The 14,026-nt window shown below is 67.6% G+C and carries 23 protein-coding genes; 22 read left to right on the forward strand and 1 reads right to left on the reverse strand.

The genetic code is table 11. The features are described 5' to 3' along the window. Positions 1-75: 75 nt before the first annotated feature. Positions 76-1,356: an acyltransferase family protein gene (locus ACFWOG_RS18630; protein WP_380359689.1), complete on the reverse strand. Its 1,281-nt coding sequence runs from the start codon at positions 1,354-1,356 to the stop codon at positions 76-78. A gap of 506 nt (positions 1,357-1,862) precedes the next feature. Between ACFWOG_RS18630 and ACFWOG_RS18635 the strand changes: the two genes are divergently transcribed. The 22 genes from ACFWOG_RS18635 (at position 1,863) to rplO (ending at position 13,828) form a co-directional block, all read left to right on the forward strand. Beyond that, positions 1,863-3,578: a phospholipid carrier-dependent glycosyltransferase gene (locus ACFWOG_RS18635; protein ID WP_380359691.1), complete on the forward strand. Its 1,716-nt coding sequence runs from the start codon at positions 1,863-1,865 to the stop codon at positions 3,576-3,578. A 473-nt stretch (positions 3,579-4,051) separates the two neighbouring features. Further along, positions 4,052-4,360: a 30S ribosomal protein S10 gene (gene rpsJ, locus ACFWOG_RS18640; RefSeq protein WP_012785157.1), complete on the forward strand. Its 309-nt coding sequence runs from the start codon at positions 4,052-4,054 to the stop codon at positions 4,358-4,360. 14 nt (positions 4,361-4,374) lie between these two features. Next, positions 4,375-5,022, forward strand: a complete 648-nt coding sequence (rplC, locus tag ACFWOG_RS18645) for a 50S ribosomal protein L3 (protein WP_327677876.1) — start codon at positions 4,375-4,377, stop codon at positions 5,020-5,022. 4 nt (positions 5,023-5,026) lie between these two features. Then, a complete protein-coding gene (gene rplD, locus ACFWOG_RS18650; RefSeq protein ID WP_329885383.1) occupies positions 5,027-5,704 on the forward strand; it encodes a 50S ribosomal protein L4 in 678 nt (225 codons plus the stop codon). Next, positions 5,704-6,024 (forward strand): 50S ribosomal protein L23, encoded by a 321-nt coding sequence (gene rplW / locus ACFWOG_RS18655; protein ID WP_030393296.1) that lies wholly within the window; start codon positions 5,704-5,706, stop codon positions 6,022-6,024. Before rplD ends, rplW begins: the two co-directional genes overlap by 1 nt. Positions 6,025-6,060: 36 nt before the next feature. Next, the gene (rplB, locus tag ACFWOG_RS18660; RefSeq protein WP_329885382.1) at positions 6,061-6,897 is read left to right on the forward strand and encodes a 50S ribosomal protein L2; all 837 of its coding nucleotides are present in this window, start codon (positions 6,061-6,063) and stop codon (positions 6,895-6,897) included. 11 nt (positions 6,898-6,908) lie between these two features. Next, positions 6,909-7,190, forward strand: coding sequence for a 30S ribosomal protein S19 (rpsS, locus tag ACFWOG_RS18665; RefSeq protein ID WP_030055821.1), 282 nt, complete (start codon positions 6,909-6,911; stop codon positions 7,188-7,190). A gap of 50 nt (positions 7,191-7,240) precedes the next feature. After that, a complete protein-coding gene (gene rplV, locus ACFWOG_RS18670; RefSeq protein WP_045304593.1) occupies positions 7,241-7,588 on the forward strand; it encodes a 50S ribosomal protein L22 in 348 nt (115 codons plus the stop codon). Further along, the gene (rpsC, locus tag ACFWOG_RS18675) at positions 7,588-8,412 is read left to right on the forward strand and encodes a 30S ribosomal protein S3 (protein WP_329885381.1); all 825 of its coding nucleotides are present in this window, start codon (positions 7,588-7,590) and stop codon (positions 8,410-8,412) included. The genes rplV and rpsC overlap by 1 nt, the downstream gene beginning before the upstream one ends. Positions 8,413-8,417: 5 nt before the next feature. Next, positions 8,418-8,837, forward strand: coding sequence for a 50S ribosomal protein L16 (gene rplP / locus ACFWOG_RS18680; protein WP_030055824.1), 420 nt, complete (start codon positions 8,418-8,420; stop codon positions 8,835-8,837). Continuing rightward, complete coding sequence (gene rpmC, locus ACFWOG_RS18685) at positions 8,837-9,061, forward strand: 50S ribosomal protein L29 (protein WP_063348970.1); 225 nt, start codon at positions 8,837-8,839, stop codon at positions 9,059-9,061. The genes rplP and rpmC overlap by 1 nt, the downstream gene beginning before the upstream one ends. After that, positions 9,061-9,333: a 30S ribosomal protein S17 gene (gene rpsQ, locus ACFWOG_RS18690; protein WP_030055826.1), complete on the forward strand. Its 273-nt coding sequence runs from the start codon at positions 9,061-9,063 to the stop codon at positions 9,331-9,333. Before rpmC ends, rpsQ begins: the two co-directional genes overlap by 1 nt. Positions 9,334-9,435: 102 nt before the next feature. Further along, positions 9,436-9,807 carry a 50S ribosomal protein L14 gene (rplN, locus tag ACFWOG_RS18695; protein WP_030393301.1) on the forward strand — a complete coding sequence of 124 codons (372 nt, stop codon included), beginning with the start codon at positions 9,436-9,438 and terminating at the stop codon, positions 9,805-9,807. Between the two features lie 15 nt (positions 9,808-9,822). Continuing rightward, a complete protein-coding gene (gene rplX / locus ACFWOG_RS18700) occupies positions 9,823-10,134 on the forward strand; it encodes a 50S ribosomal protein L24 (protein ID WP_030055828.1) in 312 nt (103 codons plus the stop codon). After that, positions 10,134-10,703, forward strand: coding sequence for a 50S ribosomal protein L5 (gene rplE, locus ACFWOG_RS18705; RefSeq protein ID WP_030300393.1), 570 nt, complete (start codon positions 10,134-10,136; stop codon positions 10,701-10,703). Before rplX ends, rplE begins: the two co-directional genes overlap by 1 nt. A gap of 4 nt (positions 10,704-10,707) precedes the next feature. After that, entirely contained in the window at positions 10,708-10,893 is a 186-nt protein-coding gene (locus tag ACFWOG_RS18710) for a type Z 30S ribosomal protein S14 (RefSeq protein WP_030393303.1), read from the forward strand. Between the two features lie 270 nt (positions 10,894-11,163). Further along, positions 11,164-11,571, forward strand: coding sequence for a 30S ribosomal protein S8 (gene rpsH / locus ACFWOG_RS18715; RefSeq protein WP_030055831.1), 408 nt, complete (start codon positions 11,164-11,166; stop codon positions 11,569-11,571). A gap of 22 nt (positions 11,572-11,593) precedes the next feature. After that, on the forward strand, positions 11,594-12,133 hold the full coding sequence (gene rplF, locus ACFWOG_RS18720) for a 50S ribosomal protein L6 (protein WP_329885380.1): 540 nt from the start codon (positions 11,594-11,596) through the stop codon (positions 12,131-12,133). Positions 12,134-12,136: 3 nt separating this feature from the next. After that, entirely contained in the window at positions 12,137-12,520 is a 384-nt protein-coding gene (gene rplR / locus ACFWOG_RS18725; RefSeq protein ID WP_329885379.1) for a 50S ribosomal protein L18, read from the forward strand. Between the two features lie 48 nt (positions 12,521-12,568). Beyond that, a complete protein-coding gene (gene rpsE, locus ACFWOG_RS18730; RefSeq protein ID WP_030055834.1) occupies positions 12,569-13,192 on the forward strand; it encodes a 30S ribosomal protein S5 in 624 nt (207 codons plus the stop codon). Next, positions 13,192-13,374: a 50S ribosomal protein L30 gene (gene rpmD / locus ACFWOG_RS18735; protein ID WP_030300409.1), complete on the forward strand. Its 183-nt coding sequence runs from the start codon at positions 13,192-13,194 to the stop codon at positions 13,372-13,374. The genes rpsE and rpmD overlap by 1 nt, the downstream gene beginning before the upstream one ends. A 1-nt stretch (position 13,375) precedes the next feature. Next, positions 13,376-13,828, forward strand: a complete 453-nt coding sequence (gene rplO / locus ACFWOG_RS18740; protein WP_329885378.1) for a 50S ribosomal protein L15 — start codon at positions 13,376-13,378, stop codon at positions 13,826-13,828. Positions 13,829-14,026 lie beyond the last annotated feature (198 nt).

A 14,026-nucleotide genomic window follows, 5' to 3' on the forward strand; every position in this document is an offset into this window, starting at 1 on the left:
GAACTCGGAGAAGTGTATAAGAGACAGACGCGGGTGCGTACCGGGCCCGAGGCGTCGGTGCGGGTGTCCGGCCGGTCAGCGGGCCGCGTGGACCCCACCGGCGGTGGTCGCCGTGACCCCGACCCCGCCGAGGGGTGCCGGGGCGGTGGCGCCGGCGGGCGCCGCTGCCGGGGCCGCCGTGCCGGCCGTGCCCGGACCGGCCTTCGGGGGCCGGCGCAGGCCGAGGTCCTTGAGCTTGAGGGCGGGCTTCTCCACCAGGAACCAGGAGCAGAGCGCCGCGAGGAGCGCCAGCGCCACCGACAGGGCCGTGTAGACGGCGTAGCCGTGGCGGTTGACCTCCCAGAGGGTCAGGCACTGCTGGATCGGGAAGGCGTAGATGTAGACGCCGTACGAGAGGTCGACCTTGGTGCCGACCTTGGTCAGCGGGCCGGGCATCCGCGCGGCCAGGACGAGCAGCACGTAGGCGAAGGCCGGCAGGCCGATGACGGTGAAGCCGCCGTAGTGGGCGGTGGCGAGGACGACGCCGAACGCCAGCACACCGGCGACCGGGTTGATCGGGAGGCGCTTCTTGTAGAGCTCGGCGACCGCGCCGAGGCCGAACATGAAGCCCACCGGCAGCAGCATCTCCATGCTCAGCCAGTCGAGGAACGGGAAGCGCCAGCCCTGCAGGTCGGTCGGGGCGTAGAGCGGCAGGCGCAGCCGGTCGAAGTCCACCGCCATCGACACCAGGTAGGCGTACATGCCGGCGACCAGCAGGGCCACCGCCCAGCGGGCCCGGTGGAGGATCCCGAGCGCGGCGAGCGCGGCGACCGCGAGGTAGCAGAACACCTCGTAGGAGAGCGACCAGACCGAGCCGTTGAAGGCGGTCGGGTGCGGGTTGTGGTCCAGCAGGCCGGAGACGCCCCACTGGCCGACGCCGATCCCGTAGTTGGCCTTGAGGTAGGACCACGGCCCCTGGGGGTGCGACCAGAAGCCGTCGAGCCGGCCCTGGTGGTACGCGACGAGCGGCGCGATGACGAGCGCCGTGACCAGCAGGCAGACCCAGAGACCGGGAAGGATGCGGATCGCCCGGTTCCACATGAACCGGCCGGTGCTCAGCCGCATGCCACTGCGGGTGATCAGCAGGCCGGAGAGGACGAAGAAGCCGGCGACCGCCATCGCGCCGACGTTCGTCTGGCCTTGCGCCTGGTCGTAACCGAGGTCGTGCTTCCCCATGCCGAGCGGCATGGCATGGGCGAAGATCACCGAGAGCGCGAGGACGAGACGCAGCAGTCCGAAGCCGTTCTTGCGTCCGAGCGCCTCGGACAGCGGGGGGCAAGCCAGCAAGGCGGGCCGCTTGCGCTGAGTGCGTGACATGTGTGGAGGCTCCGGGCCGGTAGGTGAGCCAGGCGGCCCCGGGTGTCGGGGGCGGCCCTGGGGTCGGTGGCGAGGGATTGCACGAGTGGCTGTTCCCAGCTTATCGGGGCCGTTTTCGAGCCGTGGGGGCGCGGCGGCGTGGCGACCACTCGGCGGTCACGTTATGACACGCCTGCGGCCTGTGGCTACCATGAGCGTCACGCTGGGTGTGGTATGTGAACGGGCCGGATGCGATCGGTCCGTGTACGCCGCGACCGGGAAGCGCATGACCTGGTGCGCCACTTGTTAGCGTGACCTCCGCAGCCGGCCCGTTCGGACGAACGGTCCGGCGGAGTGGGCCGCGGTCGGGCCGGGCGGTCTGCCGAAATCCTATGCGGAGCCGGACTAGGAAGAGTCGGAGTTCAGTGCAGACTTCAGCGGAAACTGTCGAGGAGCACCGGGACGGTGCTCGGACGGGCGGACAGCCGGTCGCCGCGTCCCGGTCGACGGGTCTGACGGCCCGGGCTGTGCAGCGGTTCGAGGAGGCCCGCGGCCGGCGGTGGTTCTGGCCGGCCGCCCTGGTGGTCGGGTACGCCGTCGAGGTCGCCTTCCGGCTGGTGCTCGTCCGCCACCTGAGCTACCCCTCGGTGCACGCGGACGAGGACTCCTACCTCGTCCTGGCCCGTGTGCTCGCCGGACGCCAGACCACCGAGATGCCGGTCGGCGTGGTGATCCCCGGGGGCTACCCGCTGCTGATCTCCCCGGCCCTGCGGCTCTCCGACGACCCGGCGATGGCCTACCACCTGATCATGGGGATCAACGCGCTGCTCAACGCGCTGGTCTTCCCGCTGGCCTACCTGGCGCTCCGCCGCCTGGGCCTGCGCCGGCTGCTGGCGTACGTGTTCGCCGGGGTCACCGCGCTGCTGCCGCCGGTGATCTTCTACTCCGAGTACGTCATGGCGGACACCGTCCTGCCGGTGCTGATCCTGGCCTGGCTGCTCTGCATGCACGGCTGGCTGAGCGACGGCCCCACCAAGCACCGCTCCTGGTACGCGGCCGGCACGGGTGCCGCCGCCGCCTACTCGCTGGCGACGCACGACCGCGGCGGCGTCGTGGTGGCCCTGACCGGGGTGGTCTTCGTCGGCGTCCTGCTGCTGCGCTGGGCGCCGTGGCGGACCACCGTGGCGGGCCTCGGTGCGCTGGGTGCCGGCGTGCTCTTCGCCAAGGCGCTGTCCTGGTGGCTCAACCGCCAGTTCGAGGTGGAGCCGAGCAAGGTCGGCTCGTACCTGTGGGACGGCCTGAAGAACCCCGACATCCTGCAGCGCACGCTGACCAGGACCACCGGGCAGATCTGGTACTTCATCGTCTCCACCTGGGGCATCGGCGGCCTGGCGGTCGTCACCTGCCTGTTCGCGCTCTTCAGCAGCCGCTTCCCGCGCCCGCACCGGATCGTCGGCGGCGTCATGGTGGCGCTGCTCTTCGGCACCGCGCTGGCCTCCGCCGCGGCCCTCCCGGACGACGCGCGGATCGACAACTGGGTCTACGCCCGCTACCTGTCGTACCTGGTCCCGGTCGCCTTCGTGGCCGGCGTCGCCGTCCTGGCCCGGTTCGGCCGGCGCAGCCTCGGTTACGCGGTGGCCGGCACGGTCGGCCTGACCCTGCTCCTCGCCCAGCTGGTGATCTGGTCGGCGGGCTCGCAGCTGTACAAGCAGGTCTTCATCGGCTGGGGCATGCCGGACGTCCTGTTCCTGGCCAGCGACTGGAGCAAGCTGAACATGATGCGGTCGACGACCGCGGCGTTCATCATCCTCGGCGCGGTCGTGATGCTCCTGCTCGCGGGCGGACGCAAGGTCCTCTGGGCGGTCGGCCTCTCGCTCGCGCTGTTCGCCGGGTTCGCGACGACCACCATCACCGAGCAGATCACCGACCCGTACACGTCCTGGCGCAAGACCTACGCGACCGGCTTCACCAAGGCCGCCGGCATCAAGCCCAAGGACAACGTGGTGCTCGCCTGGGACCTCGACGGCAGCACGCGGATGGCCCAGGCCTACGAGGTCTACCTCGGCCGGGTCTGGTACCGCGACCCCCGCTGGCAGCCCGTCCCCCCGCAGGCGAACGTGATCGTCACCCCGCTGCCGGAGGAGGGCAAGGCGCCCGAGGCCTACTGGCACGACCACCCGGCGCAGTGGTACGTCGAGCGGGTCAACAAGGGCCAGGGCTGGATGGTCTGGCGCAAGCACTGAGCGTCACACGGTCCGGCCGCCGCGTGACGTCGCGCGGCCGGGCCGTGCGGTCGGGGCCGGTGGGGGAGACCCCCACCGGCCCCGATTGGCTTTACGGCTGCTCCATGTGGCAGTATGTCCAAGTTGCTCGGTTGAGTGCCGATGCTGCGCGCCTCCCGCCGGGAGGACTGGAAGCGAGTCCCATGTACTCGTCGTTCCCGTGATGGCCGTTCATGTGTTCACGGACAGTGTGTGGACACAGTGGTGTGAAGTCGACACCGCGGCAGCTGCGGGGCGAAAGTACGGGAATCTTCCGGGAAGCGTGAGCGGGGCCTCAACGCGGGCGTCCACGGAACCGACGGGTTCCACCGACCACAGCTGATACCGACGGAGTGATTCGCCGGTTTTTTGCAAGCGCGGGCGCGACACGCCCGAGCGCGGGGGTCGGAGGACGACCGTGCAGTGACTTATGACAAAAGGACTACAAGGTAGCCATGGCGGGACAGAAGATCCGCATCCGGCTCAAGGCCTACGACCACGAGGTCATCGACTCCTCGGCGAAGAAGATCGTCGAGACGGTGATCCGAACTGGTGCGCAGGTCGCAGGCCCGGTGCCGCTGCCCACTGAGAAGAACGTGTACTGCGTCATCCGCTCGCCGCACAAGTACAAGGACTCGCGCGAGCACTTCGAGATGCGTACTCACAAGCGTCTGATCGACATCCTCGACCCCACGCCGAAGACGGTTGACTCGCTCATGCGTCTCGACCTGCCGGCTGGCGTCGACATCGAGATCAAGCTCTGAGAGGCGCACCGAAGATGGCTAAGCAGATTAAGGGCATCCTGGGCGAGAAGCTCGGCATGACCCAGGTCTGGGACGAGAACAACCGGATCGTTCCGGTGACCGTCGTCAAGGCTGGGCCCAATGTCGTGACCCAGGTCCACACCGCCGACAGCCCGGCCGGCTACGACGCCGTGCAGATCGGCTTCGGCGAGATCGACCCCCGCAAGGTGAACAAGCCCCTCGCGGGCCACTTCGCCAAGGCCGGCGTCACCCCGCGTCGTCACCTGGTCGAGCTCCGTACGACGGACGCGTCCGAGTACACCCTCGGCCAGGAGATCACCGCGGAGCTGTTCGAGGCGGGTGTCAAGGTCGACGTGACCGGCACCTCCAAGGGCAAGGGCTTCGCCGGTGTCATGAAGCGCCACAACTTCCGGGGCCTCGGCGCCGGTCACGGTGTGCAGCGCAAGCACCGCTCGCCCGGCTCGATCGGTGGCTGCGCCACCCCGGGTCGTGTGTTCAAGGGCGTACGGATGGCCGGCCGGATGGGCCACGAGCGCGTGACCACCCAGAACCTGACCATCCATGCCGTTGACGCGGAGAAGGGGCTGCTCCTCATCAAGGGCGCAATCCCGGGCCCGAACGGCGGCCTCGTCCTCGTCCGCACCGCGGCGAAGGGGCTGTGAGGATATGAGCACCATTGACATCCTGTCGCCCTCGGGCGACAAGACCGGCAGCCTGGAGCTTCCGGCCGAGATCTTCGACGCGAGGGTCAGCGTTCCGCTGATGCACCAGGTCGTCGTGGCGCAGCTCGCTGCGGCCCGTCAGGGCACCCACAAGACCAAGACTCGTGGCGAGGTCCGCGGTGGCGGCAAGAAGCCGTACCGCCAGAAGGGCACCGGCCGCGCCCGTCAGGGCTCGACCCGCGCCCCGCAGTTCGCCGGCGGTGGCGTCGTGCACGGTCCCGTGCCGCGTGACTACTCGCAGCGGACGCCCAAGAAGATGATCGCCGCCGCCCTCCGCGGTGCGCTCACCGACCGGGCCCGCCACAACCGCATCCACGTCGTCACCGACGTGATCGCGGCCGAGGCGCCGTCGACCAAGGCCGCCAAGGGTCTGTTCGGCAAGATCACCGAGCGCAAGAACATCCTCCTCGTCGTCGAGCGTGCCGACGAGCTGGGTCTGAAGAGCGCCCGCAACCTGCCGCACGTGCACATCCTGGACGCCGGCCAGCTGAACACCTACGACGTGCTCGTCTCCGACGACGTGGTCTTCACCCAGGCCGCCTTCGAGCGTTTCGTGGCGGGTCCCGCCGCGTCCGCCAAGGCCGTGGCTGCTGAGGGCGAGCTCGAAGGGAGCGCCGCCTGATGGCTGCAGAGATCACGAGCAAGACGTTCACGGACCCCCGTGATGTCCTGGTGAAGCCGGTCATCTCCGAGAAGAGCTACTCGCTCCTCGACGAGAACAAGTACACGTTCGTCGTGTCGCCCGGTGCCAACAAGACCCAGATCAAGCAGGCCGTCGAGGCGGTCTTCTCGGTCAAGGTCGAGTCCGTCAACACGCTCAACCGTCAGGGCAAGCGCAAGCGCTCCAAGACGGGTTTTGGCAAGCGCAAGGACACCAAGCGCGCCATCGTGACGCTGGCTGAGGGCAACCGCATCGACATCTTCGGTGGTCCGACCTCCTGACGGAGGCCGTGATCGTCGATCAAGACGAGGACGAAAATGGGTATCCGCAAGTACAAGCCGACTACGCCGGGCCGCCGTGGCTCCAGCGTGGCCGACTTCGTCGAAATCACGCGGTCCACGCCGGAAAAGTCGCTGGTTCGCCCCCTGCACAGCAAGGGCGGCCGTAACAACGCCGGTCGGATCACCGTTCGCCACCAGGGTGGCGGTCACAAGCGCGCCTACCGTGTGATCGACTTCCGTCGTCACGACAAGGACGGCGTGCCGGCCAAGGTCGCGCACATCGAGTACGACCCGAACCGCACCGCGCGCATCGCGCTCCTGCACTACGCGGACGGCGAGAAGCGCTACATCATCGCTCCGCGCGGCATCGCGCAGGGTGACCGGGTCGAGAACGGCGCCGGCGCCGACATCAAGCCCGGCAACAACCTGCCGCTTCGCAACATCCCGGTCGGTACGACCATCCACGCGGTGGAGCTGCGTCCCGGTGGCGGTGCCAAGATGGCCCGCTCCGCCGGTGCCGGCATTCAGCTGCTGGCGCGTGAGGGCAAGATGGCGCACCTGCGCATGCCCTCCGGTGAGATCCGCCTGGTCGACGCGCGCTGCCGCGCGACCGTCGGCGAGGTCGGCAACGCCGAGCAGTCGAACATCAACTGGGGCAAGGCCGGCCGTATGCGCTGGAAGGGCGTTCGCCCGACCGTGCGTGGTGTGGCCATGAACCCGATCGACCACCCGCACGGTGGTGGTGAGGGTAAGACCTCCGGTGGTCGCCACCCGGTCTCGCCGTGGGGCCAGAAGGAGGGTCGTACCCGTCGCCCGAAGAAGGCGTCGGACGCTCTCATCGTGCGCCGCCGCAAGACCAACAAGAAGCGCTAGGAGCAGGTCAGATGCCGCGCAGTCTCAAGAAGGGCCCCTTCATTGACGGCCACCTTCTCAAGAAGGTGGACGCGCAGAACGAGGCGGGTACCCAGAACGTCATCAAGACCTGGTCCCGTCGCTCCGTGATCTTCCCGGCCATGCTCGGCCACACGATCGCGGTGCACGATGGCCGTAAGCACGTCCCGGTGTTCGTCACCGAGTCGATGGTCGGCCACAAGCTCGGCGAGTTCGCGCCGACGCGTACCTTCCGCGGTCACGTCAAGGACGACCGCAAGTCGAAGCGTCGCTAGTCGCCAGCGAGATTACCGACTCAATGACTTACACCAGCAAGGGGACAACCATGGAAGCCAGGGCCCAGGCGCGGTACATCCGCGTCACGCCCATGAAGGCCCGCCGCGTGGTGGACCTCATCCGTGGCCTGAACGCCACGGAGGCCCAGGCGGTCCTGCGTTTCGCTCCGCAGGCCGCGACCGTGCCGGTCGGCAAGGTGCTCGACAGCGCCATTGCCAACGCCGCGCACAACTACAACCACTCCAACGTGGACGACCTCGTCATCAGCGAGGCGTACGTTGACGAGGGCCCGACCCTGAAGCGGTTCCGTCCGCGTGCCCAGGGCCGTGCCTACCGGATCCGCAAGCGGACCAGCCACATCACCGTGGTCGTCAGCAGCAAGGAAGGGACCCGGTAATGGGCCAGAAGGTTAACCCGCACGGGTTCCGCCTCGGCATCAGCACGGACTTCAAGTCCCGCTGGTACGCCGACAAGCTGTACAAGGACTACGTCAAGGAAGACGTCGCCATTCGTCGCATGATGACGAAGGGCATGGAGCGCGCCGGCATCTCCAAGGTCGAGATCGAGCGCACCCGCGACCGCGTCCGCGTCGACATCCACACCGCGCGCCCCGGCATCGTCATCGGTCGCCGTGGCACCGAGGCCGACCGCATCCGCGGCGACCTCGAGAAGCTGACCGGCAAGCAGGTCCAGCTGAACATCCTCGAGGTCAAGAACCCCGAGCTGGACGCCCAGCTCGTGGCTCAGGGCGTCGCGGAGCAGCTGTCCTCCCGCGTCTCCTTCCGCCGTGCCATGCGCAAGTCGATGCAGGGCACCATGAAGTCCGGCGCCAAGGGCATCAAGGTCCAGTGCTCCGGTCGTCTCGGCGGCGCCGAGATGAGCCGTTCGGAGTTCTACCGCGAGGGCCGTGTGCCGCTGCACACCCTGCGCGCGAACGTCGACTACGGCTTCTTCGAGGCCAAGACGACCTTCGGCCGTATCGGCGTGAAGGTCTGGATCTACAAGGGCGACGTCAAGAACATCGCCGAGGTCCGCGCTGAGAACGCCGCTGCCCGCTCGGGCAACCGTCCGGCCCGTCCCGAGGGTGGTCGTCCCGCCCGCGGTGGCGAGCGCCGTGGTGGCGAGCGCGGTGGCCGTGGCCGTCGTCCCGCCGGTGCCGAGGCTCAGGCCCCGGTCGCCGCCGAGACCCCGGCTGCCGAGAACACCGGAACGGAGGCCTGACCGCAATGCTGATCCCCCGTCGGGTCAAGCACCGCAAGCAGCACCACCCCAAGCGCCGCGGCGCTGCCAAGGGTGGCACCGAGCTCGCCTTCGGCGAGTACGGCATCCAGGCCGTCACCCCGGCCTACGTGACGAACCGGCAGATCGAGTCCGCTCGTATCGCCGTCACCCGTCACATCAAGCGTGGCGGCAAGGTCTGGATCAACATCTACCCGGACCGTCCGCTCACCAAGAAGCCGGCCGAGACCCGCATGGGTTCCGGTAAGGGTTCGCCCGAGTGGTGGATCGCGAACGTGCACCCGGGTCGGGTCATGTTCGAGCTGTCGTACCCCAACGAGAAGGTGGCTCGTGAGGCGCTGACCCGCGCAGCTCACAAGCTCCCGATGAAGTGCCGGATCATCCGGCGCGAGGCAGGTGAGAGCTGATGTCGGCCGGCACCAAGGCTGCTGACCTCCGCGAGCTGGACAACGAGGGTCTCGTTGCCAAGCTCCGTGAGGCCAAGGAGGAGCTGTTCAACCTCCGCTTCCAGGCGGCGACCGGGCAGCTCGACAACCACGGACGGCTCAAGCTGGTCCGTAAGGACATCGCGCGGATCTACACCCTGATGCGCGAGCGCGAGCTGGGCATCGAGACGGTGGAGAACGCCTGATGACTGAGAACACCAACGAGACGCGCGGTTTCCGCAAGACCCGTGAGGGCCTCGTCGTCAGCGACAAGATGGACAAGACCGTCGTCGTCGCCGTCGAGGACCGCGTCAAGCACGCGCTGTACGGCAAGGTCATCCGCCGTACGAACAAGCTGAAGGCGCACGACGAGGCGAACGCCTGCGGCATCGGCGACCGGGTCCTCCTCGCGGAGACCCGCCCGCTGTCCGCGACGAAGCGCTGGCGCGTCGTCGAGATCCTCGAGAAGGCCAAGTAACGAAGTTGATGCGGTACGGCCGTATGTGCACCAGGTCCCTCGCGGGCGCTGGTGTGAGCAGCGGCCGGCCCGTCAGCTCTCGTTGACGATCAGGAGAAAGCTGTGATCCAGCAGGAGTCGCGACTGCGTGTCGCCGACAACACGGGCGCGAAGGAAATCCTTTGCATCCGCGTTCTCGGTGGTTCCGGTCGCCGCTACGCCGGTATCGGGGACGTCATCGTCGCCACCGTCAAGGACGCGATCCCCGGCGGTTCGGTGAAGAAGGGTGACGTCGTCAAGTGCGTCGTCGTCCGTACCGTGAAGTCGCGCCGTCGTCCCGACGGTTCGTACATCCGGTTCGACGAGAACGCCGCTGTCGTTCTCAAGAACACCGACGGTGACCCCCGCGGTACCCGCATCTTCGGCCCGGTGGGCCGCGAGCTGCGCGACAAGAAGTTCATGAAGATCATCTCGCTTGCGCCGGAGGTGCTCTAACCCATGGCGAACAGCATGAAGATCAAGAAGGGTGACCTGGTCCAGGTCATCACCGGCAAGGACCGCGGCAAGCAGGGCAAGGTCATTCAGGCCATGCCCGCCGAGAACAAGGTCCTGGTCGAGGGTGTGAACCGGGTCAAGAAGCACACCAAGCCGGGCCCGGGTACTCAGGGTGGCATTGTCACCGTCGAGGCCCCGGTGCACGTCTCCAACGTCCAGCTGGTCGTGGAGAAGGACGGCAAGAAGGTCGTCACCCGCGTTGGCTACCGCTTCGATGACGAGGGCAACAAGATCCGCGTTGCCAAGCGAACCGGTGAGGACATCTGATGTCTGAGACGTCTGTTGAGAAGGTGACCCCCCGTCTCAAGGAGCGTTACAACTCCGAGATCAAGGGTCAGCTGCAGGAGCAGTTCTCGTACGAGAACGTCATGCTGACGCCCGGCCTGGTCAAGGTCGTCGTCAACATGGGTGTCGGCGAGGCCGCCCGTGACAGCAAGCTGATCGAGGGCGCGATCCGCGACCTGACCGCGATCACCGGTCAGAAGCCGGCCGTGACCAAGGCTCGCAAGTCCATCGCGCAGTTCAAGCTGCGCGAGGGCCAGCCGATCGGCACCCACGTCACCCTCCGTGGTGACCGCATGTGGGAGTTCCTGGACCGTCTGGTGTCGCTGGCTCTGCCGCGTATCCGTGACTTCCGCGGTCTCTCCCCCAAGCAGTTCGACGGCCGTGGCAACTACACCTTCGGTCTGACCGAGCAGGTCATGTTCCACGAGATCGACCAGGACAAGGTCGACCGTCAGCGCGGTATGGACATCACCGTCGTGACCACCGCTCAGACCGACGACGAGGGCCGGGCGCTCCTGCGCGCTCTGGGCTTCCCGTTCAAGGAGGCGTGAGCCAATGGCGAAGAAGTCCCTCATCGCGAAGGCCGAGCGGAAGCCGAAGTTCGGCGTCCGGGCCTACACCCGGTGCCAGCGCTGCGGTCGTCCGCACTCGGTGTACCGCAAGTTCGGCCTCTGCCGTGTGTGCCTCCGTGAGATGGCCCACCGCGGCGAGCTGCCGGGCGTGACCAAGAGCTCCTGGTAGTCCAGGACCTCGCGGTAACGCCATAGCGAAGCAGGTGTGCCCGATCCCACAGTGCCCCGTTTTTGGGGCTGCGTACGGAATCCCGTAAGGTAGTGAGGTCGGGCCCCCTGTCGCGGGAGCTCCATAGCTGCCGTCGACCCTCTTCGGAGGGCTCGCACCCAGTCTTACGACGCCGCAGGTCCCCTGCGTCTGTGCCCCTGCCGCACTCCTCGGAGTGCGGCGGGGGGACCTGGCGCGGAGAAACCACGGCGAGAGAGGCCTGAGGCCATCATGACCATGACCGACCCCATCGCAGACATGCTCACGCGTCTGCGTAACGCGAACTCGGCGTACCACGATTCCGTGGCGATGCCGGCCAGCAAGATCAAGGCGCACGTCGCCGAGATCCTGCAGCAGGAGGGGTACATCTCCTCCTACAAGGTTGAGGAGCCCGTCGAGGGCGAGGTCGGCAAGAAGCTGACCATCGAGCTCAAGTTCGGCCCCAACCGTGAGCGCTCGATCGCTGGCATCAAGCGGATCAGCAAGCCGGGCCTGCGGGTCTACGCAAAGTCCACCAACCTGCCGAAGGTGCTCGGCGGCCTGGGCGTGGCGATCATCTCCACGTCCTCGGGTCTCCTCACCGACAAGCAGGCTGCCAAGAAGGGCGTAGGCGGAGAAGTTCTCGCCTACGTCTGGTAATTCGGGAAACGGAGGTACAGCAATGTCGCGCATTGGACGGCTGCCCATCCCGGTTCCCGCCGGCGTGGACGTCACCATCGATGGCCAGGCGGTCTCGGTGAAGGGCCCGAAGGGCTCCCTCACCCACCACGTCGCCGCGCCGATCGAGATCGGCAAGGGCGAGGACGGCAACCTGCTCGTCACCCGCCCCAACGACGAGCGTCTGTCGAAGGCCCTGCACGGCCTTTCCCGCACGCTGGTGGCGAACATGATCACCGGCGTGACCGCGGGCTACCGCAAGTCGCTGGAGATCAGCGGTGTCGGCTACCGAGTTCTGGCGAAGGGCTCCAACATGGAGTTCCAGCTGGGCTACAGCCACCCGATCCTGGTCGAGGCCCCGGAGGGCATCACCTTCGTCGTCGAGTCGGCCACCAAGTTCCACGTGGACGGCATCGACAAGCAGAAGGTCGGCGAGGTCGCCGCAAAGATCCGCAAGCTGCGCAAGCCCGACCCGTACAAGGCCAAGGGCGTCAAGTACGCGGGCGAGGTCATCCGCCGCAAGGTCGGAAAGAGTGGTAAGTAAGCGATGAGCGTCTCTGTCAAGATCGGCAAGGGCAACGCCTACAAGAGCGCCGCTCGCAAGCGCCGCGCGATCCGCGTTCGCAAGCGCGTCGTCGGCACCGAGGTGCGTCCGCGCCTCGTCGTGACGCGCTCGAACCGTCACATGGTCGCCCAGGTCATCGACGACGCGCAGGGTCACACCCTGGCGTCGGCGTCCACCCTCGACGTGTCCATCAAGGGCGCCGAGGGCGACAAGACCGAGCTGGCCAAGAAGGTCGGGAGCCTGGTCGCCGAGCGCGCCAAGGCTGCCGGCATCGAGTCGGTCGTCTTCGACCGCGCGGGCAACCGGTACGCCGGCCGCATCGCCGCCCTGGCGGACGCGGCCCGCGAGGCCGGGCTCGACTTCTAAGCCGCTCGTCGGCTCAGTCGACGGACGTAATCGAGAGAGGTAATTCCAATGGCTGGACCCCAGCGCCGCGGTAGCGGCGCCGGCGGCGGCACCGGCGGTGGCGAGCGGCGTGACCGTAAGCGTGACGACCGGGGCAACGCCCCCGCCGTCGAGAAGACCGCTTACGTCGAGCGTGTGGTCGCGATCAACCGTGTCGCCAAGGTTGTCAAGGGTGGTCGTCGTTTCAGCTTCACCGCGCTGGTCGTGGTGGGCGACGGTGACGGCACCGTAGGTGTCGGTTACGGGAAGGCGAAGGAGGTTCCGGCCGCCATCGCCAAGGGTGTTGAGGAGGCCAAGAAGAACTTCTTCAAGGTCCCCCGTATCCAGGGCACCATCCCGCACCCGATCCAGGGCGAGAAGGCTGCCGGCGTCGTGCTCCTGAAGCCGGCTGCCCCCGGTACCGGTGTTATCGCCGGTGGCCCGGTGCGTGCCGTGCTGGAGTGCGCCGGTATTCACGACATCCTGTCGAAGTCGCTCGGCTCCGACAACGCGATCAACATCGTGCACGCCACGGTGGCCGCTCTGAAGGGCCTCGTGCGCCCCGAGGAGATCGCCGCCCGTCGTGGCCTGCCGCTGGAGGACGTGGCTCCCGCGGCTCTGCTGCGGGCTCGTGCTGCAGGGGTGAGCGCCTGATGGCTCGCCTGAAGATCACGCAGACCAAGTCCTACATCGGCAGCAAGCAGAACCACCGCGAGACGCTGCGCTCGCTGGGTCTGAAGCGCATGCACGATGTGGTCGTCAAGGAGGACCGTCCCGAGATCCGCGGGATGGCCCAGACCGTGCGTCACCTCGTCACGGTCGAGGAGGTGGACTGAGATGGCTGACTCGCCGATCAAGGTGCACAACCTGCGTCCCGCCCCGGGTGCCAAGACCGCCAAGACCCGTGTCGGTCGTGGTGAGGGCTCCAAGGGTAAGACCGCCGGTCGTGGCACCAAGGGCACCAAGGCCCGCTACCAGGTTCCGCAGCGCTTCGAGGGTGGCCAGATGCCCCTCCACATGCGCCTGCCGAAGCTGAAGGGCTTCAAGAACCCGTTCAAGATCACGTTCCAGGTTGTCAACCTCGACAAGCTGGCCGAGCTCTACCCGCAGGGTGGCGAGGTCACTGTCGAGGACCTGGTCGCCAAGGGCGCGGTTCGCAAGAACTCCCTCGTCAAGGTGCTCGGCACCGGCGAGATCTCGGTCGCCCTGCAGGTGACGGTCGACGCCGTCTCCGGCTCGGCCACCGAGAAGATCACCGCCGCCGGCGGTACCGTCACCGAGCTCGTCTGAGCCCGCTGACTTCGTGAGCCCCGCACTTCCCCTCAGGGAGGTGCGGGGCTTGCGCCGTTTCCGGCCTCGCCCTTTCCCGGCGGTCCGGATTCCGGTGATCCGCCCTCGTTCTTTTGTGTGGCAAAACCGGGCATCCCGTACCCCGTGAGTGGGGGAGGGACGGTACGCGCTTCTTTCGAGCGGCCGCGCACTGTTAGA

The sequence above is a fragment of the Kitasatospora sp. NPDC058406 genome (assembly GCF_042722765.1).
In the GTDB taxonomy this organism is placed as follows: domain Bacteria; phylum Actinomycetota; class Actinomycetes; order Streptomycetales; family Streptomycetaceae; genus Kitasatospora.